Here is a 20,388-nt window from a genome sequence, read left to right on the forward strand (position 1 = left end):
AGTTCTGAGGCAACGAACAGTTGCCGGCTCAGAGCAGAACTCTCAAACTGAAAAGTGTGCTTGTTCGCTCGAAACCAATAGGGTTTCGGTGGTCATAGCGTGAGGGAAACGCCCGGTTACATTCCGAACCCGGAAGCTAAGCCTCACAGCGCCGATGGTACTGCAGGGGGGACCCTGTGGGAGAGTAGGACGCCGCCGAACAATTTTTTGGAGGACCCTCGGTCCCAGCGTTCAGCTGGGGCTGGGGGTCCTTTTTGTTTTTCCCTTTTTGCTTTGCCGCAGTGCGGGAACCCGACTGCGCGACGATGGTTAGCCGTACCGAAGACTAGGAGTCACCGATGTCCACCAACTCTCCCGACGAGCGCCCCGAGCGCGAGCCACGCCGCCGGGACGGTGGTGACCGCGGAGACCGCGGCGGCTTCCGCAGGGACGACCGAGGCCCGCGCCAGGGGGGCGGCGACCGCGGTGGCTTCGGCCGGCGTGACGACCGCGGCGGCGATCGGGGCGGCTTCCGCCGTGACGACCGTGGTGACCGTGGTGGGTTCGAGCGACGTGACGACCGTGGCCCGCGCCGGGACGACGACCGCGGCGGTTTCCGCGGCCGCGACGACCGCGGCGGAGACCGCGGTGGTTTCCGCCGTGACGACCGCGGTGACCGCGGTGACCGCGGAGGCGAACGCGGCGGGTTCCGTCGCGAGGGTGGTGATCGGCCCGGGTTCCGCCGGGACAGCGGCGACCGTCCGGGCTTCCGCCGCGATGACCGCGGCGGCGACCGTCCGGGCTTCCGCCGCGATGACCGTGGTCCGCGCCGGGACGACGACCGTGGGGGCTTCCGTCGCGACGACCGCGGTGGCGAGCGCCGCGAGTTCGACCGCGGGGGAGACCGTGGCGGCTTCCGTCGTGACGACCGTGGTCCGCGGCGGGACGACGACCGCGGCGGCTTCCGCGGCCGCGACGATCGCGGCGGGGACCGTGGCGGCTTCGGCCGGCGTGACGACCGCGGCGGCGATCGGGGCGGCTTCCGCCGTGACGACCGTGGTGGGTTCGAGCGTCGTGACGACCGTGGTCCGCGCCGGGACGACGACCGGGGCGGCTTCCGCCGCGACGACCGCGGCGGCGAGCGCCGTGAGTTCGACCGCGGGGGAGACCGTGGCGGCTTCCGGCGGGACGACAACCGCGGTGAGCGGCCGCAGCGGAGCGACTTCCGCGGCCGTGACGACCGCGGTGGGGACCGTGGCGGTTTCCGCCGTGACGACCGTGGTGACCGTGGTGGGTTCGAGCGTCGTGACGACCGTGGCCCGCGCCGGGACGACGACCGCGGCGGTTTCCGCGGCCGCGACGACCGCGGCGGCGAGCGCCGCGAGTTCGACCGCGGGGGAGACCGTGGTGGCTTCCGTCGGGATGACCGTCGCGACGATCGCGGTGGGGACCGTGGCGGTTTCCGTCGGGACGACCGTGGTGACCGTGGTGGGTTCGAGCGTCGTGACGACCGTGGCCCGCGCCGGGACGACGACCGCGGCGGCTTCCGCGGCCGCGACGACCGCGGCGGGGACCGTGGTGGCTTCCGTCGGGACGACCGTCGCGACGATCGCGGTGGGGACCGTGGCGGTTTCCGCCGTGACGACCGCGGGGACCGTGGCGGCGACCGCGGCGGGTTCCGTGGTGGGCGCCGGGACGACGACCGCGGTGGGTACCGCGGCCGGGACGACCGTCGCGGTGGCGGCGGCGGTGGCGGGCGTTTCCGCGAGGAGCGGGAGCGTGAGCGGGATCGCGAGCCGATCAAGCGGCTGCCGATCCCCGAGGAGGTCACCGGTGACGAGCTGGACAAGGACGTCAAGCAGGAACTCCAGAGCCTGCCGAAGACGCTCGCCGAGGACGTCGCGCGCAACCTGGTGATGGTCGCCCGGCTGATCGACGAGGACCCCGAGGGCGCCTACGGCTACTCCCGGGTGGCGCTGCGGCTCGCGTCGCGTGTCGCCGCGGTGCGTGAGGCCGCCGGCTTCGCCGCCTACGCGAACCAGAAGTACTCCGAGGCACTGGCCGAGTTCCGTGCCGCCCGCCGGATGACCGGCAACGTGGAACTGTGGCCCGTGATGGCCGACTGCGAGCGCGGCATGGGCCGGCCCGAGAAGGCCCTCGACATGGCCGGTGCCCCCGACGTGCAGAAGCTGGACAAGGCCGGCCAGGTCGAGATGCGTCTGGTCGCCGCCGGCGCCCGCCGTGACATGGGTCAGCTGGACGCGGCGATCGTGACGCTGCAGAGCCCGGAGCTGGCCTCCAGCGCCGTGCACCCGTGGACCGCGCGGCTGCGGTACGCCTACGCGGACGCGCTGCTCGAGGCCGGACGCGAGTCGGAGGCGCGTGAGTGGTTCGCCAAGGCGGTCGAGTCCGACCGTGACGGCAGCACCGACGCCTCGGACCGGCTGGCCGAGCTGGACGGCGTGGAGTTCGTGGACGCGCTGGACGAGGACGCCGCCGACGAGGGCGAGCAGGCGCTCGGTTCCGTCACCGGGGTGCCCGTCGCCGCGGAGGACACGGAGGACGCCGAGGAGCGGGACGAGCGGCGCACCGAGGGTGACCACGAGGAGCGGGACCAGGACGACGACGTCGCGGACGACTTCGGGCTCGAAGAGCACGAGGGCCACGAGGACGACGAGATCGACGAGGACGACGCCGACCACGCGGACCGCGAGGACGTCGACCGGAAGAAGTCCGGGGACGACGACCAGGTCTGACGGCGGGTGACCCTCGGGTCCCCCGGCGCGTGAGGCGGTGAGTGGGAAAGGGCGGGGCCGGAAGGCCCCGCCCTTTCTCGTTTCCCGCTCCGTGTCATTCGCCGACCAGGCGGAGGACCAGCCCCGAGGCCGGCTTCGGCCCGAAGGACGTGGACTTGCGGGGCACGGTGACGCCCTGCTGGGCCAGCTCGCGGACCACGTCCTCGCGCACCGGGTGCAGCAGGACGGCCGTGCCGCCCTCCCGTTGGGCCTTCCGGACGGTGGCCTCCGCGTCGTGGATGTAGGTGATCTGCTCCGGCGAGTCCTCGGGGACCTGCCAGACGTGCTCGAGCAACGCGCAGTGCAGCACGGTGGCGTCCAGCGAGCGCCAGGCGTCGGGCCGCCCGGACGGCACCGTGCGGGCGAGCAGCGCGGCATCGGGGCGGTCGGCCAGGTGGAAGGCGCCGTCGCCGGCGAGCAGGAAGGCGTTGCCTTCGGCGGACGCCGCCGCGAGGTGGTCCAAGGCCTCCGTCAGGGTGACGTCCAGGCGGCGGACGCGGAACAGGCCGGTCAGGGCGGCCAGAGCGTCGGCGACCGGCAGCCGGCGCAGCAGGCGGTGGATGGCGCGGACCCGCAGCGGATAGCGGGCGGTGTCGACCAGGAGCACCAGACCGTGGTCCCACGGGCCGGGGGAGGGCTGCTGGGAGTCACGGAGCCTGAGGTAGGTGGCCCAGCGGTGGTGACCGTCGGCGATGAGGGCCTGCCGGCCGCGCAGGTCGTCCTGGGCCGTTGCCTGCTCGGCGGGGTCGGTGACGGCCCACAGGCGGTGGGCGACCCCGTCCTCGGTCACGGTGGACAGCAGCGGTTCACGGGCCGCGGCCGCCTCGACGACGGCTGCGGCGCCGGACGCCTCGCCGTCGCTCCGGTAGGAGAGCAGCAGCGGTTCGAGGTTGGCGGAGGTCGCCCGCATCAGGGCGGCCCGGTCGGCCACCACATGGGGCATCACGTCCTCGTGGGGGAGGACCACACCTTCGTCGGGGTCGGAGAGGCGGAGGGCGCCGATCAGGCCGCGTTGCAGCGTGCCGTCGACGGCACGCTGCTCGTACACGTAGAGCGCGGGCCGCTCCTCGACGGTCAGCACGCCGTCGTCGAGCCAGCGGCGCAGTGTCGCGGCGGCGCGCGCGTTGCGCTCGTCGGGGTCGAGGGCCTGCGGGAGGATCAGCCGGACGATGTTGTGCGGGTCCAGCGCCTCCAGGTGGTGGAGCCCGTCGGGGCGGACCACCACGTCGTAGGGCGGAGAGGTGACGGCGGCCAGGGAGCGAACCCGGTCGGCGGCGTAGCGCAGGCCGCGGAACGGGCCGAGTTCGAGTCCGCTCTGCCGCCCCTGTTCCCCGTGGTGACCTGCTGTGCTCATTGGAGCATCGTATGTGCGCACCTGGCGTGAGGGATCATCGGGGGAAGAGGGCTGGAGACCCCCAGCGGCGCAGAAGGAGCGATGGACATGAGCCAGACCGTCAGGACCCGGCCCGAGGGCAGCGGCGGGCAGGTGCTGCGCGAGGCCTACGACACGGCCCTGCTCGACCTGGACGGCGTGGTGTACGCGGGCGGGGAGGCCATCGTGCACGCGGTGGACTCGCTGGCCGTCGCGCGGGACGCGGGCATGCGGCTCGCCTACGTCACCAACAACGCGCTGCGGACGCCCGACACGGTGGCCGGGCACCTGACGGAGCTGGGCATACCGACCGAGGCCGGTGAGGTGATCACCTCGGCGCAGGCGGTGTCCCGGCTGGTCGCCGAGGCGCTGCCGCAGGGCTCGCGGGTGCTGGTGGTCGGCGGCGAGGGTCTGCGGGTGGCGCTGCGGGAACGCGGCCTGGTGCCGGTCGAGTCGGCGGACGACGACCCGGCCGCCGTGGTCCAGGGCTACGGCGGACCCGAGATGGCCTGGGGGCGGTTCGCGGAGGCCTGTTACGCCATCGCGCGCGGTCTGCCGTGGTTCGCGTCCAACACCGATCTGACGGTGCCGACGGCGCGGGGCATCGCGCCCGGGAACGGGGCGGCGGTCGAGGTGGTGCGGCTGGCCACGGGCGCCGAGCCGAGGGTGGCGGGCAAGCCGCTGCCGCCGATGCACCGGGAGACCGTGCTGCGGACCGGCGCGCGGCGGCCGCTGGTCGTCGGGGACCGTCTGGACACCGACATCGAGGGCGCCTTCAACGGAGACGTGGACTCGCTGCTGGTGCTCACCGGGGTCACCGACGGGGCCCGGCTGCTGGCGGCGGTGCCGGAGCACCGGCCCACCTACGTCGACGCCGACCTGCGGGGGCTGCTGGCGCCGCAGCCGGAGGTGACGCCCGAGGGCGACGGTTTCCGGTGCGGCGGCTGGACGGCGACGGCCGGTCCGCGGGAGCTGTCGCTGGACGGGGACGGCGAACCGCTGGACGGGCTGCGGGCGCTGTGCGCGGCGGCCTGGACGGCCGGCGGGGCGGACGCCTGCCTTCTCGACACGGGGAAGGCGCTGGCCCGGCTGGGGCTCTGACCGCGGAGGGCGGCCGCCAGGACTCACCGGCCGCGGGCGCGGGGCCACTCGCCGCGGGTGAGGGACCGCGTATGTGGCGACCGCACATACGGGACCGCGGGTGCGGCGACCGCACGTGCCGGACCGCGGGTGCGGGGCCCCTCGCACGGGACCGCTGGTACGGGACCGCGTGTACGGCTGGAGAACGGGGGAGCGGGGCCGCGGGTTGGTTAGGTTAACCTAACCGGGTGTTCACAGACGCTCCCTCCGAGCAGCGCGTCGCGCAGCCGGCCGCCGAGGCCGCACGGCCGCCCCGGCGGCGGCGCTCCGCCGCCAAGGCCGTCGGCCTGGTGGCGGCCCTCGCGCTGCTGGTCGTCGTCGCGATGACGAGCATCGCGGTCGGCGCCAAGCCCTTGGCCATGGGCCAGGTCTGGCACGGCCTCTTCGCGGACACCGGAACCTACGGCGACGTCGTCGTCGGGGAGCGGCTGTCGCGGACCGTGCTGGGGCTGCTGGCGGGCGCCGCGCTGGGCCTGGCCGGAGCGGTGCTCCAGGCGCTCACCCGCAACCCGCTCGCCGATCCCGGCCTGCTCGGCATCAACGCGGGCGCCTCGGCGGCGGTCGTCACGGCCATCACCTTCTTCGGCGTCACCTCGCTCGGCGGCTACGTGTGGTTCGCCTTCGCGGGCGCCATGGTGGTGGGCGCGCTGGTGTGGTTCCTCGGCGGGAGCCGGGGCGCGACGCCGGTCAGGCTGGCGCTGGCGGGCATGGCGATCGCCGCCGCCCTCCAGGGCTACCTGCAGGCGCTGATGATCCTCGACGAGGCGGCGCTGGGCCGGATGCGGTTCTGGACCGTCGGCTCGCTGGGCGCCGCGTCCTGGCAGAGCATCGGGCAGGTGCTGCCGTTCATCGCCGTCGGCACGGTGCTGGCGCTGGCGCTGGCCCGGCCGCTGAACGCGATGGAGATGGGCGACGACACCGCCCGGGCGCTCGGCGCCCACCTCAACCGGACCCGGGCGCTGTCCATGCTGGCGGCCACCCTGCTGTGCGGGGCGGCCACCGCGGCCTGCGGACCGATCGTCTTCGTCGGCCTGATGGTGCCGCACGTGGTGCGCTCCTTCACCGGGCCGGACCTGCGCTGGATCCTGCCCTACGCCACCGTGCTCTCCCCGGTGCTGCTGCTGGGCGCCGACGTGATCGGGCGGGTCGTGGTGCGGCCGTCCGAGCTGCAGGTCGGCATCGTCACGGCGGTCATCGGCGGGCCGCTCTTCATCTTCCTGGTCCGACGGCGGAGGACGGCGCAGCTGTGACAACCCCGAAGGCCTCCTCACGCCCGGCCGCCCCGGCCGGGACCTCGCCGCGCCGCTCCTCGCCCCAGGCGGTGCTGCGGATCGGCGGGCGCGTCTCGCTGCGGATCCGGGTGCGCGCGGTGGCCGTGGTCGCGGTGCTGGCCCTCGTCGCCCTCGCCACGGCGGTGGTGCTGATCGGCACCGGTGACTTCCCGATGTCCTTCACGGACGTGCTGACCGTGCTGTTCGGCTCGGGGCACCCGGCGGACGAGCTGATCGTGCGGGAGCTGCGGCTGCCGCGCGTGCTGGTGGGGCTGCTGGTCGGCGCCGCGCTGGGACTGGCGGGCGCGCTGTTCCAGGCCGTCTCGCGCAACCCGCTGGGCAGCCCGGACATCCTCGGCCTCGGCCAGGGCGCGACGGCGGGCGCGCTGACCATGATCGTGCTGTTCTCCGGCAGCGCCGCCGCGGTGACGGCGGGCGCGCTGGTCGGCGGACTGGTCACCGGCACGGCGATCTACCTGCTCGCCTGGAAGCGCGGCGTGCACGGTTACCGGCTGGTGCTGGTCGGCATCGGCGTCAGCGCGGTGATGACCGCGGTCAACAGCTACCTGATCACCAAGGCCGACATGGTCGACGCCGCGCGGGCGGTGGTGTGGATGACCGGCTCGCTGTCCGGCCGGGACTGGGCCCAGGTGTGGCCGCTGCTGGCGCTGTGCCTGGTGCTGGTGCCGCTGGTGCTGGCCAACGAGCGGGGCCTGCGGATGACGGAGATGGGCGACGACGCGGCCTACGCGCTGGGCGTGCGCGTCGAGCGGGTGCGGCTGGTCCTGCTGGGCTGCGCGGTGCTGCTGGCGTCGGCCGCGACGGCGGCGGCCGGGCCGGTGGCGTTCGTGGCGCTCACCGCGCCGCAGCTCGCGCGGCGGCTGACCCGGACGCCGGGGCCGAACCTGGTGCCCTCCATGACCATGGGCGCGGCGCTGCTGATCGTCGCGGACCTGCTGTCGCAGCGGGCCTTCGGTTCCGACCAGCTGCCGGTCGGCGTGGTCACCGGCGCGCTGGGCGGCCTCTACCTGCTGTGGCTGCTGGTCTCCGAGCGGAAGGCCGGGCGGGTATGAGCGCGCGACCCGACGGCGCCGACGGCGCCGCAACGACGGGCATCGAGGACATGTTGAAGAGGAGCACCGGCGCCGTGGGCAACCGACTGTCGGCCGAGAACGTCACCCTCGCCTACGAGCAGCGGGTCATCGCGCGGGAGCTGTCGGTGGAGATCCCCGACAACTCCTTCACGGTGATCGTCGGCCCCAACGCCTGCGGGAAGTCGACGCTGCTGCGGGCGCTGTCGCGGATGCTGCGGCCGAGCGAGGGGCGGGTGCTGCTGGACGGGCAGGTCATCCAGTCGCTGCCGGCGAAGAAGGTGGCGCGGACACTGGGGCTGCTGCCGCAGTCGTCGGTCGCCCCGGACGGCATCACGGTCGCCGACCTGGTGGCCCGCGGCCGCTACCCGCACCAGGGGCTGCTGCGGCAGTGGTCCCCCGAGGACGAGCGGGTCGTCCGGGAGTCCATGGAGCGCACCGGCGTCGCCGAGCTGGGGGACCGGTACGTCGACGAGCTGTCCGGGGGACAGCGGCAGCGGGTGTGGATCGCGATGGCGCTCGCCCAGGAGACGCCGCTGCTGCTGCTGGACGAGCCGACGACGTACCTGGACATCCAGCACCAGCTCGACGTGCTGGACCTGTGCGCGGAGCTGCACGAGGAGCACGGGCGGACGCTGGTGGCCGTCCTGCACGACCTCAACCACGCGGCGCGGTACGCGACCCACCTGATCGCGCTGCGGGACGGCGAAGTGGTGGCCGAGGGCGCGCCGGGGGACGTGGTGACGGCGGAGCTGGTGGAGCGGGTCTTCGGGATCCGGTGCCAGGTGATCCCGGACCCGGAGACGGGCACCCCCCTGGTCGTCCCCGCGGCACGCAAGGCCCGGGCGGCGTCCCTCTAGAGGAGGGTGCGCAGGTGCAGCAGGTCGCGGAGGGGGGCTTCGAGCGTGAGGCGGCCGGTGGCCCAGGCGCGGGGGAAGGGGAGGGCGCCGGCGACCAGGGCGAGGAGGTCGTCGCCGGTGGTGGACAGACGGATGCGGGCCGGCTCCGGCGGCCGCCCCCGCACGGTGTCCAGCACCTCGAGCCGTCCCCCCGTCAGCCGCCCGGTGAAGGTGACGTCCAGATCGGTGACCCGGCAGCTCACGCTCCGCTCGGCCGTCGCCGCCTCCCGCACCCGGTCCGGCGCGGACGCCAGGCGCCCGGCGAGCTCCTCCAGTGCCGCACGGCACTCCTCGATCGTGGCCATCGCGACAGACGGTACCCCCGCTCCACGCGGTAGCGTCGTGCCATGAGCGACACACCACCCGAACCGGCGGCCGAGGAGGCCGAAGGGGCGCGGGAGCAGGCCGACGACCCGGCCGCCCCCGCCCCGCTCGGGGTGCCCCGCACGCCCACCGGCGACGCCCGGGTCGACACCGCGCTGGAGCGGCTCGCCGACGCCGACCACCTCGCCGCCGACGGCCACCTCGAGGTGTACGAGGATGTACACCGGGCGCTGCGCGAGGCGCTCACCGCGCTGGACAACCCCATCGCGTCGATGCCGCACGACAACAGGAGCTGAACCGAACGTGGCAGGAGTGGCACGCCGCCGTCTCGACGCCGAGCTGGTGCGCAGGAAGCTGGCCCGCTCGCGGGAGCACGCGAGCCAGCTGATCGCCGCCGGGCGGGTCACCGTCGGCAAGGCCGTGGCGACCAAGCCCGCCACCCAGGTGGAGACCGCGGCGGCGATCGTGGTCGCGCAGGACGACAGCGACCCCGAGTACGTCTCGCGGGGCGGCCACAAACTGGCCGGCGCGCTGGAGGCGTTCGTGCCGAAGGGCCTGAAGGTCGAGGGGCGGCGGGCGCTGGACGCCGGCGCCTCCACCGGCGGGTTCACCGACGTGCTGCTGCGCGCCGGCGCGGCCCACGTGGTGGCCGTCGACGTCGGCTACGGGCAGCTCGCCTGGTCGCTGCAGAGCGACGACCGGGTGACGGTGAAGGACCGCACCAACGTCCGGGAGCTGACCCTGGAACAGATCGACGGCGTACCCGTCGACCTGGTCGTCGGCGACCTGTCGTTCATCCCGCTCGGCCTGGTGCTGCCCGCCCTGGTGCGGTGCACGGCGCCCGGCGCGGATCTGGTGCTGATGGTCAAGCCGCAGTTCGAGGTGGGCAAGGACCGCCTCGGCAGCGGAGGCGTGGTGCGCAGCCCGGAGCTGCGCGCCGAGGCGGTGCGGGAGGTCGCGCGGAGGGCGGGCGAGCTGGGGCTCGGCGTCCTGGGCGTGACCGCCAGCCCGCTGCCCGGACCGTCCGGGAACGTCGAGTACTTCCTGTGGCTGCGTGCCGGGGCTCCCGCCCTGGACCCGGCCGACGTCGAACGCGCAGTGGCGGAGGGGCCGCGTTGAGCGAATGCAGAACGGACGGGCAGGACCGCACGGTCTTCCTGCTCGCCCACACGGGGCGTCCCGCGGCCATCCGCAGCGCCGAACTGGTGGTGCGCGGACTGCTCGACGCCGGGCTCGGCGTGCGGGTGCTGGAGTCCGAGGCGCACGACCTGCCGCTGCCGGACAGCGTGCAGCTGGTCGCCGAGGCCACGCCCGACTGCCTGGACGGGTGCGAACTGCTGGTCGTCCTCGGCGGCGACGGCACCCTGCTGCGCGGCGCGGAGTTCGCCCGCGCCTCCGGGGTGCCGATGCTGGGCGTCAACCTGGGCCGGGTCGGCTTCCTCGCCGAGGCCGAGCGGGACGCGCTTGACCAGGTCGTGGAGCGGGTGGTCGCCCGCGACTACGAGGTCGAGGAGCGGATGACGGTCGACGTGGAGGTGCACCGCAACGGCAGCGTCGTCCACACCGACTGGGCGCTCAACGAGGCCGCCGTGCAGAAGGTCTCCGCGGAGAAGCTCCTCGAGGTCGTCCTGGAGATCGACGGACGGCCGGTGACCGGCTTCGGCTGCGACGGCATCATCTGCGCCACGCCCACCGGATCGACCGCCTACGCCTTCTCGGCCGGCGGGCCGGTGGTGTGGCCCGAGGTCGAGGCGCTGCTGATGGTGCCGATCAGCGCGCACGCGCTGTTCGCCAAGCCGCTGGTCACCTCGCCGGACTCGGTGCTGGTGGTGGAGGTGCTGCCGCACATCCCGCCCGGCGTGCTGTGGTGCGACGGGCGGCGCACGGTCGAACTGCCGCCCGGGGCACGGGTGGAGGTCCGCCGGGGTGCCGTGCCGGTGCGGCTGGCGCGGCTGCACCACGCCTCGTTCACCGACCGGCTGGTCGCCAAGTTCGCCCTCCCCGTCTCCGGCTGGCGCGGCGCGCCGCACTAGGTGTCGTCACCGGCGGGGAACACCCCGGCGAGGAGTGCGCGCAGGGGCTCCCAGAGGGCCGGCGGGGCGGCCAGGACGTCGCCGCTCGGGGGCCAGGTTCCCGGTGTCGGGCCCGCCAGGTCGCCGACCGTCCCGCCGGCCCGCTGGACCAGCAGCGCGCCCGCCGCGCAGTCCCACGGCTGCAGACCCGGCGCCCACAGAGCGTCCGCGCGGCCGGTGGCGACCTGTGCGAGGGCGGACGCCGCACTGCCCCCGCGGCGGAGGTCCCGCACCCGCGGCAGCAGGACGTCCACCACGGCGCCCGCCCAGCGGCGCTGAGCGGGCCGGCCGAGGTTGAGTTCCACCAGGGAGCGGGTGAGGTCGTCGTGGCGCAGCGCGGCGGCCGGGGCGCCGTCCGCCGTGGTGCCCGCGCCCGCCCGGGCCCAGGTCAGGTGGCCGAGCGCCGGCTCGGCCACCACGCCCGCGAGCAGCCGGCCGTCCCCGGGGTCGGCGGCCGCGACGCTGACCGCCCAGTCGGGACGCCCGTAGAGGTAGTTGGTGGTTCCGTCGATCGGGTCGACGATCCACCGGACCCCGCCGTGGCCCGGGCTGATGCCGGCCTCCTCACCGAGGACGGCGTCGTCCGGGCGACGCTCCGTCAGGAAGGAGCGGATGACCTGTTCGGTGCTCCGGTCGGCCTGGCTGACCAGGTCGTCGGGAGCCGCCTTCTCCTCGACGAGCAGCCGGTGCGCGCGGCCGCGCCAGGAGACGGCTTCCCGGGCGCCCGCGCGGCAGGCGTCGCGAGCGAGGTCGAGCAGGCCGTCGAGGTCCACGGTCGCGGTCATCCGGGCCCACCCGCGTTCTTGCGGACGGCCTCCCAGGTGGCCTCGCCGATCACCAGGCGGCAGACCGGGGCGAGGGCGGCGGCCGTCGCGGTGCGCAGGCGCCGCGACAGCGCGCCCATGGTGCTGAGGGAGCGGCTGCTGAAGCTGAGGTGGGCGGCCATCAGGGCCAGCCAGGGCAGCAGGGCGGCCACCGGCCGGGGCTGCGCGGTCGCCAGGAGTGCGAGCAGTAGCACGGTGGCCCCGGCCGCGACGACGACGGGGCGCCGCCCCGGGGCGAGGATCACCGCCGCGGTTCCCGCCGCGCCCAGCCCGGCCGCGAGGGCGGCCGTTCCCGGCGAGGGGTGCGGCGCGGTCAGCAGGACTCCCGTCAGGCCCGCGGCGGCGCCCGCCGTCAGCAGCGCCGCGTTCCACGGTGCGGTCGGCGGGGTGCGCCCGCGCAGGGGCGCCCACTCGGCGGGAGCGGCCGTCGGGCGGGGCATGCGGGGCGGCAGCCAGCGCGTCAGTGCCAGCAGGTGCTCGCGGCCCTGGTCGGCCCGCGCGGTCCAGCGGAGCCGGCCGTGGTCGGAGGTGGCGAACGCCAGGCTCTCCGTCACCCACCGGCTGGTGACGAAGGCGGTCCCGAAGGCCCACAGTGCCAGGCCGGCGAAGACCGCGAGAGCCGGACGCCGGCCGAGGTCGACGGCCAGCGCCAGGCCGGTCATGCCGCGCACGACGTACCCGGCCCCCACGACCAGCCACAGCGCGACCACCGTCGGCCGCACCGGCGGAGGGAACGCGTCGCCGCTGCCGGAGCCCCGTGCGCGCAGGGCCTCGTAGACGACCGCCACGCCGAGGACCGCGCCGGTCACCGCGAGGAGGAATCCGCCCAGCCGCAGCCCCGGCAGGGCCAGGGCCAGGACCGCGACGGCCACCAGGCGGGCCACCGCGACGGCGGAGCTGGCGGCGACGTGGGCGCGGGCCCGGTCCATCGGGCCCGGCAGGCGGCCGCGGTCCCGCCGGGAGGGGTGCCGCTGGTCGGCGGCGAAGCCGCGTATGTCGTTCCACTGGTAGCGGGCGGGATAGACGAGCAGCTCCAGAGCCCCCCAGACGACCAGGGCCCGCGCCAGCGTCCACCCCGTCACGTCGGCTCCGGCGACGACGGCCAGGGCGAAGGTGAAGGGCATCAGCAGTCCCTTGACCGCGTCCTTGGGGCGGGGCATCGCCAGGTAGCCGGGCATGGAGCGTGGGCGGGCGGCAGGCGGCTCACCGTTCGAGGGCGCGGGCGAGGGCGCGGGCGCGGGGGACGGGCCGGCGTTCACGGGCGCGGGCGCCCGCCGCGCGACCGGCCGGGGCCGCGGCCCGAACGGCGACGTCGTGACCCCGCGTACGCGCTCCCGGCCGCTCACGTGGCCACCCGGGAGGTGTCCCCGGCGAGGTCGGCGGTGACCTCGTCCCAGCTCCGCCGCACCCAGGCGGCCCCGGCGTCGCGCAGCTGCCCGGCCCTCTCGTCCTGTTCGGCGGGCGGGACGAACTGCACCAGGCCCGCGGTGGTGACGCCCGCCGCCACCGCCGACGCCGCTCCGGTGGCCGAGTCCTCCACGGCGAGTGCCTGGTGGGGCGTCAGCCCGAGCCGGGTGAGGGCGAAGCGGTAGATCGCCGGGTCGGGCTTGCTGGTCGGCTCCGGCAGGCTGTCCTCCGCGCTGAAGCGGCACTCCGCCGGAAGCAGGCGGTCCAGGCCGCTGGCGCCGAAGCACGCGGCGAGCCGCGTCAGGGCGCTGGAGCTCACCACGGCCAGCCGGTAGCGGGCGCGGAGCGCCGACAGCGCCGCGAGCACGTCCGGGCGCGGGGTGAGCACCTGGCCGAGGTGGGCCGTGACCTCGGTCTTCTCGCGTTCCACCCACTCCTCCAGACGGTCGGGGCCCAGGTGGACGCCCTGGCGTTCGGCGAGCATGCGGGCCGTGGACCGGAAGTTCTTGCCGGTGGTGGTGCGCCGCAAGGTCTCGGGGGACAGGTCCCCCGTCAGGCCGAAACTGCGCGCGAAGTCCCGGGTGACGACCGCCGAGGCGTCGAAGGCCGGTTCCTCCGAGGGGAACAGGGTGCCGTCCGCGTCGAGCAGCAGCGTCGTGACACGGGTCAGGTCCGGGATGCTCATGGGTCTCCTGCGGTCGGGTGTGGGGGCGGCCGGTCAGGCGCCGGGCGGGGGCGGGGAGGCGAGCGCGGACCGCAGGCTCCGGCGGCTGCCGAAGGCGCCGGCCAGCGACCGGTGGATGACGGTCACGTCCTCGTCGTCGGCGGCCAGGTCGCCGAACACGTCGGTGAAGGCAAGCAACGGGCCCGGATCGTCCCCGCCCCGCAGGGCCGCGTCCCGCAACTCCTCGGCACGGACGTCCTGGACGTCGATCGGCCGCCCGTCGAGGTCCACCGCGCGCAGGTAGCGCATCCACGCGGCGACGGCGAAGTCCAGTCGTGCGCGGGCGGAGTCCCGGGCGTGTGCGTCGTGCAGCGACGGCAGCAGGTAGTCCGGCACCTTGGTGGAGCCCCGGCGGCACAGCCGGGCCAGCGGATCCCCGATGCTGGGATTGCTCAGGCGCTCCAGCACCGTGCCGCAGTACTCCGCGGGGTTCATGCCGGGGACGTCCGGCGGGAGCAGGGGGGCGATCTCCTCGCGCATCAGCCGCTCGACGAAATCGGCCACGGCCGGGTCGCCCATCGCCTCGTCGGTGCTCTCGTGGCCGGCCAGCCGGCCGACGTAGCCCAAGGCGCAGTGCACGCCGTTGAGGAGCCGGCTCTTGATCAGCTTGTACGGGGCGACGTCGTCCACGAACAGGGCTCCGACGCGGTTCAGCGGCGGCCGGTCGTTGCAGAAGTCGTCCTCGATCACCCACTGGGTGAACGGTTCGGTGATCACCGGCCAGCGGTCGCCGACCCGGAAGTCGTCCTCGACCTCGTCCCGGTCCTCCGGGGTGGTCGCCGGCGTGATGCGGTCGACCATGCTGCCGGGGAAGGAGATCCGCTCCCCGATCCACCGGGCCAGTGCGGGATCGCGCCGTCCGGCCAGGGCCAGCACCGCGTCCCGGGTGGCGGCCGCGCTGTCGGGGAGGTTGTCGCACGACAGCACGGTGAACGGGGCCCGGCGGGCCCGCCGGCGTGCGTCCAGCGCGTCGACGACCAGCCCGAACACCGAGGCGTCCGCCTCCTCCGGGTCGTCCGGGAGGACGTAGCCGTTGGCGGTGATCGTCAGGGTCACCAGCCGTATGCGCGGATCGGCCAGGCGCTCCGCCACGTCCCGCCGGTGCTCCGTCAGCAGCAGGTACTCGACCACGCACCCGATGACCTTGGCCGCGCTGTCGTCGGCGGTGCCGCGCTGGACGACGGTGAAGAGGTTGTCCTGCGCGTCGAGGACCTGCCCCATCTCCGGCCGGCTCATCCCGACGCCGATCACGCCCCACCGGGTGAAACCCAGCTCGGCCAGCTCGTCGAAGTAGACCGCCTGGTGCGCGCGGTGGAAGCCGCCGACCCCGAAGTGGACGACGGCCGGTTCGAGCTCCGTGCGGTCGTAGCCCGGGGTGCGCAGCTCGTGACGGTGCGGAGCGTCGAGGCTGCGGTCGTTCAGGACCGGGACGGGTGGTGCCGGTTCCGACATCGCGATCCTCCGTGGTGCGCCTCGGGTAGCCCTGCTTCTCACGTGTTCGGCCCGCCGTGCAGGCGGGACGTGGTCCGCGTTTCCAGCGCGCGGTGTCCGGAAACGGTCATTGGGGGAAATTCCATGACACATGCACTGCGTGGGGCGGTCCGCCGCGGGAGACACGCCTGGGCGACGGGGGCGGCGTCGCGATCACGGCCCGGGACCTCGTAAGGTCGGGGGCGTGTTGGAGGAGATGCGGATACGGTCGCTCGGAGTCATCGACGACGCGGTGGTCGAGCTGTCCCCCGGTTTCACCGCCGTCACGGGCGAGACCGGCGCGGGCAAGACGATGGTCGTCACCAGCCTCGGTCTGCTGCTCGGCGGACGCGCCGATCCCGCCCTGGTGCGGATCGGCGCGAAGAACGCGGTGGTCGAGGGCCGGATCGCGCTGCCTGCCGGCGCGCCCGTGGTCACCCGGGCCGAGGAGGCCGGCGCCGAGCTCGACGACGGCGCCCTGCTGATCAGCCGCACGGTCTCCGCCGAGGGCCGCTCGCGCGCCCACCTGGGCGGACGCGGTGTGCCCGTCGGGCTCCTCGCGGAGCTGGCCGACGAACTGGTCGCGGTGCACGGGCAGACCGACCAGCAGGGCCTGCTCAAGCAGAACCGCCAGCGCCAGGCGCTGGACCGGTACGCGGGCGGAGCGGTGGCCGGCCCGCTGGAGAAGTACACGGACGCCTACCGGCGGCTGCGGACGGTCTCCGCCGAACTGGAGGAGATCACCACCCGGGCCCGCGAGCGCGCCCAGGAGGCCGACCTGCTCCGGTACGGCCTGCAGGAGATCAACGCCGTCGAGCCGCGGCCGGGCGAGGACACCGAGCTGGCCGCCGAGGCGCAGCGGCTCGGGCACGCCGAGGCGCTGGCGCAGGCCGCCACCGTGGCGCACACCGCCCTGGCCGGCGACCCGGAGGACCCCGAGGGCATCGACGCCGGCTCCCTCGTCTCGGGCGCCCAGCGCGCCCTGGAGGCGGTCCGCTCGCACGACCCGTCGCTGGCCGCGCTGGCCGACCGGGTCGGCGAGATCGGCATCCTGCTCGCCGACGTCTCCGGCGAACTCGCCGGGTACGCCGGGAACCTGGACGCCGACCCGCGCCGGCTCGCCGCCGTGGAGGAGCGCCGGGCCGCGCTGACCGCGCTGACGCGCAAGTACGGCGAGGACGTCGCCGCCGTGCTGGCCTGGGCGGAGCAGTCCGCCGCCCGGCTCACCGAGCTCGAGGGCGACGACGACCGGGTGGGCGAGCTCACCGCCGAGCGCGACGCGCTGCGCGCCGAGCTCGGCACGCTGGCGCAGCAGCTCACCGACGCGCGCACCGAGGCCGCCGAGCGGTTCGCGGCCGCCGTCACCGAGGAGCTGGCCTCGCTGGCCATGCCGCACGCGCGCGTCTCGTTCTCCGTCCGGCAGACCGAGGACCCCGAGGGCGTCGAGGTCGGCGGCCGCACCGTCGCCTACGGGCCGGCCGGCGTCGACGAGGTCGAGCTGCTGCTCGCCCCGCACCCCGGCGCGCCGCCGCGGCCGATCGCCAAGGGGGCGTCCGGCGGTGAGCTGTCGCGGGTGATGCTCGCCGTCGAGGTGGTCTTCGCCGGCACCGACCCCGTCCCGACCTACCTGTTCGACGAGGTCGACGCGGGCGTCGGAGGCAAGGCCGCGGTCGAGATCGGCCGCCGCCTCGCCCGGCTGGCGCGGACGGCGCAGGTCGTCGTCGTCACCCACCTGCCGCAGGTGGCCGCGTTCGCTGACCGGCAGCTGCTGGTGGAGAAGACCAACGACGGGTCGGTCACCCGCTCGGGCGTGAAGGTGCTCGAGGGGGAGGACCGGATCCGTGAGCTGTCGCGGATGATGGCGGGCCAGGAGGACTCCGAGACGGCCCGGGCCCACGCCGAGGAACTGCTGGAGTCGGCGGCGGCGGCGCGCGCCGAGCTCTGAGCCGGGCGGGTCCCGCGGCGGCCCCCGGGCGGGACCTCGCCGCGGGCCCTCGGCGAGCGCGTCGCCCCGCCCGGCAGAGCGCCCGCGCCGCCCTCCGCGAATCCCGCCCCATCGGCTGGTCCCGCCCCGTCGGGGGGTCCGGCCCGATCGGGCGGTGGAGCCTCGTCGGGCGGTCGGGCCCCGATCGCAGGGCGCGGCCTCGGCGGCGGATCCGGCCCAGCCCGGACGGCGCGGCCTCGGCGGCGGGGCCGGCCTCGATCGGGCGGTACGGCTTCGTCGGCGGGTCTGGGCCCCGATCGCCACGGCGCGGTCTCGGCGGCGGGTCGGGCTCTGATCGGACGGTGCGGCGTCGGCGGTGGGTCGGGTCCCGCACGGACGGGGCGACCTCGACGGCGGATCCGGCACCGATCCGACGGCGCAGCCTCGGCGGCGGGTCCGGGCTTCGATTGGGCGGTGCGGTGTCGTCAAGCGGGTCGGGCCCCGAACGGACGATGCGGTCTCGGCGGCGGGTCGGGCTCTGCTCGCACGGTGTGGCGTCGGCGGTGGGTCGGGTCCCGATCGGACGGCGCGGCCTCGACGGCGGATCCGGCACCGATCCGACGGCGCAGCCTCGGCGGCGGATCCGGCACCGATCCGACGGTGCAGCCTCGGCGGCGGGTCCGGGCTTCGATTGGGCGGTGTGGTCTCGTCAAGCGGGTGGGGACCCGAACGGACGATGCGGTCTCGGCGGCGGGTCGGGCTCTGCTCGCACGGTGTGGCGTCGGCGGTGGGGCGGGTCCCGATCGGACGGCGCGGCCTCGACGGCGGATCCGGCACCGATCCGACGGCGCAGCCTCGGCGGCGGATCCGGCACCGATCCGACGGTGCAGCCTCGGCGGCGGGTCCGGGCTTCGATTGGGCGGTGCGGTCTCGTCAAGCGGGTCGAGCCCCGATCGCACGGCGCGGTCTTGGGGGCAGGGCCGGCTCTGCTCGCACGGCGCGGCCTCGGTGGCGGATCCGGTCCCGATCGGGCAGTGCCGTCTCAGCGGCGGGTCCGGCCCCGATCGGGCGGTGCGGGCTCGGTGGCGGGCCGCCCGGAACGGTGGCGGGGCGGGGCAGCCGGCCCATGCGGCTGGGCCGTGCGGGTGGAGCCGGTCGGCGGGCCGTCCGGGCTCTGGCATCCTAGGCGGCGACCGAACGAGCACGGCCGGGCGGCGGGGGACCCTCGCGGGCCCGCCGCCCGGCCGCCGCACCCGGTGACCGACCGCACGAAGACCGCACGACGCTCGACCAGGAGCCCAGGCGCCCGTGACCCTTGTGAGCACCCCCGCCCCCGCCGGCCTCAGGCCGCTGCGCACCGTCCAGGTGACCGGCGGCAGCGCGGCCGGAAGCACCCACGTGCGGTCGCTGACCGCCGGCCTGGTCGCCAGGGGCGTGCGGGTGACGGTGTGCGCCCCCAGCGAGACCGAACACACCTACGGGTTCACCGCCGTCGGAGCGCGGCACGTGCCGATCCCGCGCAGCAGCGACCCCGCCTCGGTGGCCGCGCTGCGCATCGCGTGCGCCGACGCCGACCTGGTGCACGCGCACGGACTGCACGCCTCGTTCCGCACGGTGCTCGCGCTGGGCGGCCGGCGCACGCCCCTGGTGGTGACCTGGCACAACCGTGCCCGGGCCGAGGGCGCGGCGCGGGCAGCCGTGCTGAAGATGCTGGAGCGGCGGGTGGCGCGGGCGGCCGCGGTGGTCCTCGGCACCTCCTCCGGCCTGGTGGACCGGGCCCGGCGGCGGGGCGCCCGGGACGCGCGGCTGTCGGCGGCGGGCCTGCCGCGCGCCCTGCCGGCGGGCGGCGCGCGGCCCGCCGGGGGAGAACGCGGGGACGGCCCCGACGGCGACCGGCGGGCGAAGCTGCGGGCCGAACTCGGCGCGCTGGGGCGGCCTCTGGTCCTCACGGTGGGCGCGCTGGAGGAGGGCCGCGGGCACCGGCTGCTGCTGGACGCCGCGCGGCGGTGGCGGGGCGAGGGCGACGGCCCGCTGGTCGTGGTGTGCGGGGAAGGCTCGCTGCGCGGGGAACTGCAGCAGCGGATCGAGCGGGAAGGGCTGCCGGTCCGGCTGCTGGGGTGGCGGCACGACCTGGCGTCGCTGCTGACGGCGGCGGACGTGGCGGTGGTGCCGGACTGCGTGGAGGGCCGCTCGCTGCTCGCGCAGGAGGCGCTGCACGCGGGGGTTCCGCTGGTCGCGGCGGACCTGCCGGGGATGGCCGAACTGGTCGGTGACGGCGCGGAACTGGTACCGGAGGGCGACGCCGGCGCCCTCGCCGGGAAGGTCTCCGCGGTCCTGGCCGACCAGGCGTGGCGCGAGGAACTGGTGCGGCGGGGCCTCCTGCAGGCCGCGGCGTGGCCCACGGAGGACGAGACGGTCGCCCAGGTCCTCAGCGTCTACGACGAGCTCACCCAGCCCCTGCCGCTCGGCTGACCGGACTGTCCGTCCCCAGGGCTACGGTGCCGTCCATGACCGACGACCGGACCTTCCCCGAGGCGCTGGCGGCCGTGAGCCGGGTCGCCTTCCCCTACGACGACGGGCGTGGCATCGACTACGAGCCGTACGGCGACTTCCTGTCCGCCGAGGAGACCACGCAGTGGTTCCGTGCCTGGACGGGCAACGACGACGTGGACGGTGACATGTTCCGCGTCTTCGGGCAGCAGGGCGCGGGCGGGCTCGTGGCGCTGTGGCTGGTGAGGGAGGGGGGGGCCACCGGCCGGGCAGCCGGTGGTGTACCTGGGGTCGGAGGGGGAGACGGTGCATCTCGCCCGCGACCTGGACGACTTCCTGTGGCTGCTGGCGCAGGGGACGGGCCCGACGGACGTCGCCCACGGGGCGGGGCGGCGGACGGGGAGCGGGCGGTCCGGCCGCACCCGGGCATGACGGCGGTGGCGCAACGGTTCGCGGCCGGGAGGAGGCGGGCCCCGGAGGCGATCCTCCGCGACGCCGCCGAGGGCGTGCCCGACCTCGAGGAAACCGTCCTCGCCCTCTGCCGCTGAGACGTCCCCGCGGCGCCCGCCGGCGGTGTCGCGGCGCCAGGGGGCGGGCCCGGCCGGG

At 75.6% G+C, this 20,388-nt stretch carries 17 protein-coding genes and 1 rRNA gene; 12 read left to right on the top strand and 6 right to left on the bottom strand.

What is annotated here, in order from left to right; genetic code table 11:
- The first annotated feature begins 84 nt into the window (after positions 1-84).
- Positions 85-201 (top strand): 5S ribosomal RNA (rrf, locus tag Sfr03f_RS29535).
- 1,586 nt (positions 202-1,787) lie between these two features.
- Entirely contained in the window at positions 1,788-2,735 is a 948-nt protein-coding gene (locus tag Sfr03f_RS30880; RefSeq protein WP_245967837.1) for a tetratricopeptide repeat protein, read from the top strand.
- A 94-nt stretch (positions 2,736-2,829) separates the two neighbouring features.
- Here the strand turns inward: Sfr03f_RS30880 and Sfr03f_RS29550 are convergent, their stop codons facing one another.
- Positions 2,830-4,128, bottom strand: coding sequence for a DUF1015 family protein (locus tag Sfr03f_RS29550; protein ID WP_108957294.1), 1,299 nt, complete (start codon positions 4,126-4,128; stop codon positions 2,830-2,832).
- A gap of 87 nt (positions 4,129-4,215) precedes the next feature.
- On the opposite strand from Sfr03f_RS29550, the gene Sfr03f_RS29555 reads away from it, so the two are divergent.
- From Sfr03f_RS29555 to Sfr03f_RS29570, 4 genes are all read left to right on the top strand, one after another.
- Positions 4,216-5,247 carry an HAD hydrolase-like protein gene (locus tag Sfr03f_RS29555; RefSeq protein WP_108957330.1) on the top strand — a complete coding sequence of 344 codons (1,032 nt, stop codon included), beginning with the start codon at positions 4,216-4,218 and terminating at the stop codon, positions 5,245-5,247.
- 227 nt (positions 5,248-5,474) lie between these two features.
- Positions 5,475-6,536: a FecCD family ABC transporter permease gene (locus Sfr03f_RS29560; RefSeq protein WP_108957295.1), complete on the top strand. Its 1,062-nt coding sequence runs from the start codon at positions 5,475-5,477 to the stop codon at positions 6,534-6,536.
- Positions 6,537-6,607: 71 nt separating this feature from the next.
- On the top strand, positions 6,608-7,630 hold the full coding sequence (locus Sfr03f_RS29565) for a FecCD family ABC transporter permease (RefSeq protein ID WP_108957331.1): 1,023 nt from the start codon (positions 6,608-6,610) through the stop codon (positions 7,628-7,630).
- A 50-nt stretch (positions 7,631-7,680) separates the two neighbouring features.
- Complete coding sequence (locus Sfr03f_RS29570) at positions 7,681-8,508, top strand: ABC transporter ATP-binding protein (protein ID WP_108957332.1); 828 nt, start codon at positions 7,681-7,683, stop codon at positions 8,506-8,508.
- Here Sfr03f_RS29570 and Sfr03f_RS29575 read toward each other — a convergent pair.
- Positions 8,505-8,852, bottom strand: a complete 348-nt coding sequence (locus Sfr03f_RS29575) for a sterol-binding protein (RefSeq protein ID WP_108957296.1) — start codon at positions 8,850-8,852, stop codon at positions 8,505-8,507. The genes Sfr03f_RS29570 and Sfr03f_RS29575 overlap by 4 nt on opposite strands.
- Before the next feature lie 42 nt (positions 8,853-8,894).
- Between Sfr03f_RS29575 and Sfr03f_RS29580 the strand changes: the two genes are divergently transcribed.
- Genes Sfr03f_RS29580 through Sfr03f_RS29590 form a run of 3 tightly spaced genes read left to right on the top strand, consistent with a single transcriptional unit; the run spans position 8,895 to position 10,904 of the window.
- The gene (locus Sfr03f_RS29580) at positions 8,895-9,167 is read left to right on the top strand and encodes a hypothetical protein (protein ID WP_108957297.1); all 273 of its coding nucleotides are present in this window, start codon (positions 8,895-8,897) and stop codon (positions 9,165-9,167) included.
- A gap of 7 nt (positions 9,168-9,174) precedes the next feature.
- Positions 9,175-9,990, top strand: coding sequence for a TlyA family RNA methyltransferase (locus Sfr03f_RS29585; RefSeq protein WP_108957298.1), 816 nt, complete (start codon positions 9,175-9,177; stop codon positions 9,988-9,990).
- Positions 9,987-10,904, top strand: a complete 918-nt coding sequence (locus Sfr03f_RS29590; RefSeq protein ID WP_108957299.1) for an NAD kinase — start codon at positions 9,987-9,989, stop codon at positions 10,902-10,904. Before Sfr03f_RS29585 ends, Sfr03f_RS29590 begins: the two co-directional genes overlap by 4 nt.
- Here Sfr03f_RS29590 and Sfr03f_RS29595 read toward each other — a convergent pair.
- The 4 genes from Sfr03f_RS29595 to Sfr03f_RS29610 all read right to left on the bottom strand — a co-directional run bounded on the left by Sfr03f_RS29595 (position 10,901) and on the right by Sfr03f_RS29610 (position 15,350).
- A complete protein-coding gene (locus Sfr03f_RS29595; protein ID WP_108957300.1) occupies positions 10,901-11,728 on the bottom strand; it encodes an inositol monophosphatase family protein in 828 nt (275 codons plus the stop codon). The genes Sfr03f_RS29590 and Sfr03f_RS29595 overlap by 4 nt on opposite strands.
- Entirely contained in the window at positions 11,725-12,945 is a 1,221-nt protein-coding gene (locus tag Sfr03f_RS29600; RefSeq protein WP_108957301.1) for a hypothetical protein, read from the bottom strand. The genes Sfr03f_RS29595 and Sfr03f_RS29600 overlap by 4 nt, the downstream gene beginning before the upstream one ends.
- Positions 12,946-13,109: 164 nt before the next feature.
- The gene (locus tag Sfr03f_RS29605) at positions 13,110-13,859 is read right to left on the bottom strand and encodes an HAD family hydrolase (protein WP_108957302.1); all 750 of its coding nucleotides are present in this window, start codon (positions 13,857-13,859) and stop codon (positions 13,110-13,112) included.
- A gap of 33 nt (positions 13,860-13,892) precedes the next feature.
- A complete protein-coding gene (locus Sfr03f_RS29610; protein ID WP_108957303.1) occupies positions 13,893-15,350 on the bottom strand; it encodes a mannitol dehydrogenase family protein in 1,458 nt (485 codons plus the stop codon).
- Between the two features lie 235 nt (positions 15,351-15,585).
- Here Sfr03f_RS29610 and recN point away from each other — a divergent pair, with 235 nt between their 5' ends.
- The 3 genes from recN to Sfr03f_RS29625 all read left to right on the top strand — a co-directional run bounded on the left by recN (position 15,586) and on the right by Sfr03f_RS29625 (position 20,330).
- Entirely contained in the window at positions 15,586-17,313 is a 1,728-nt protein-coding gene (recN, locus tag Sfr03f_RS29615) for a DNA repair protein RecN (protein WP_108957304.1), read from the top strand.
- A gap of 1,287 nt (positions 17,314-18,600) precedes the next feature.
- A complete protein-coding gene (locus Sfr03f_RS29620) occupies positions 18,601-19,764 on the top strand; it encodes a glycosyltransferase family 4 protein (protein ID WP_108957305.1) in 1,164 nt (387 codons plus the stop codon).
- A gap of 35 nt (positions 19,765-19,799) precedes the next feature.
- A complete protein-coding gene (locus Sfr03f_RS29625; RefSeq protein ID WP_245967836.1) occupies positions 19,800-20,330 on the top strand; it encodes an SMI1/KNR4 family protein in 531 nt (176 codons plus the stop codon).
- Positions 20,331-20,388: the final 58 nt, after the last annotated feature.

Origin of the sequence: Streptomyces fragilis, from assembly GCF_003112515.1 — a bacterium.
GTDB classification, from domain to species: Bacteria; Actinomycetota; Actinomycetes; order Streptomycetales; family Streptomycetaceae; genus Streptomyces; species Streptomyces fragilis.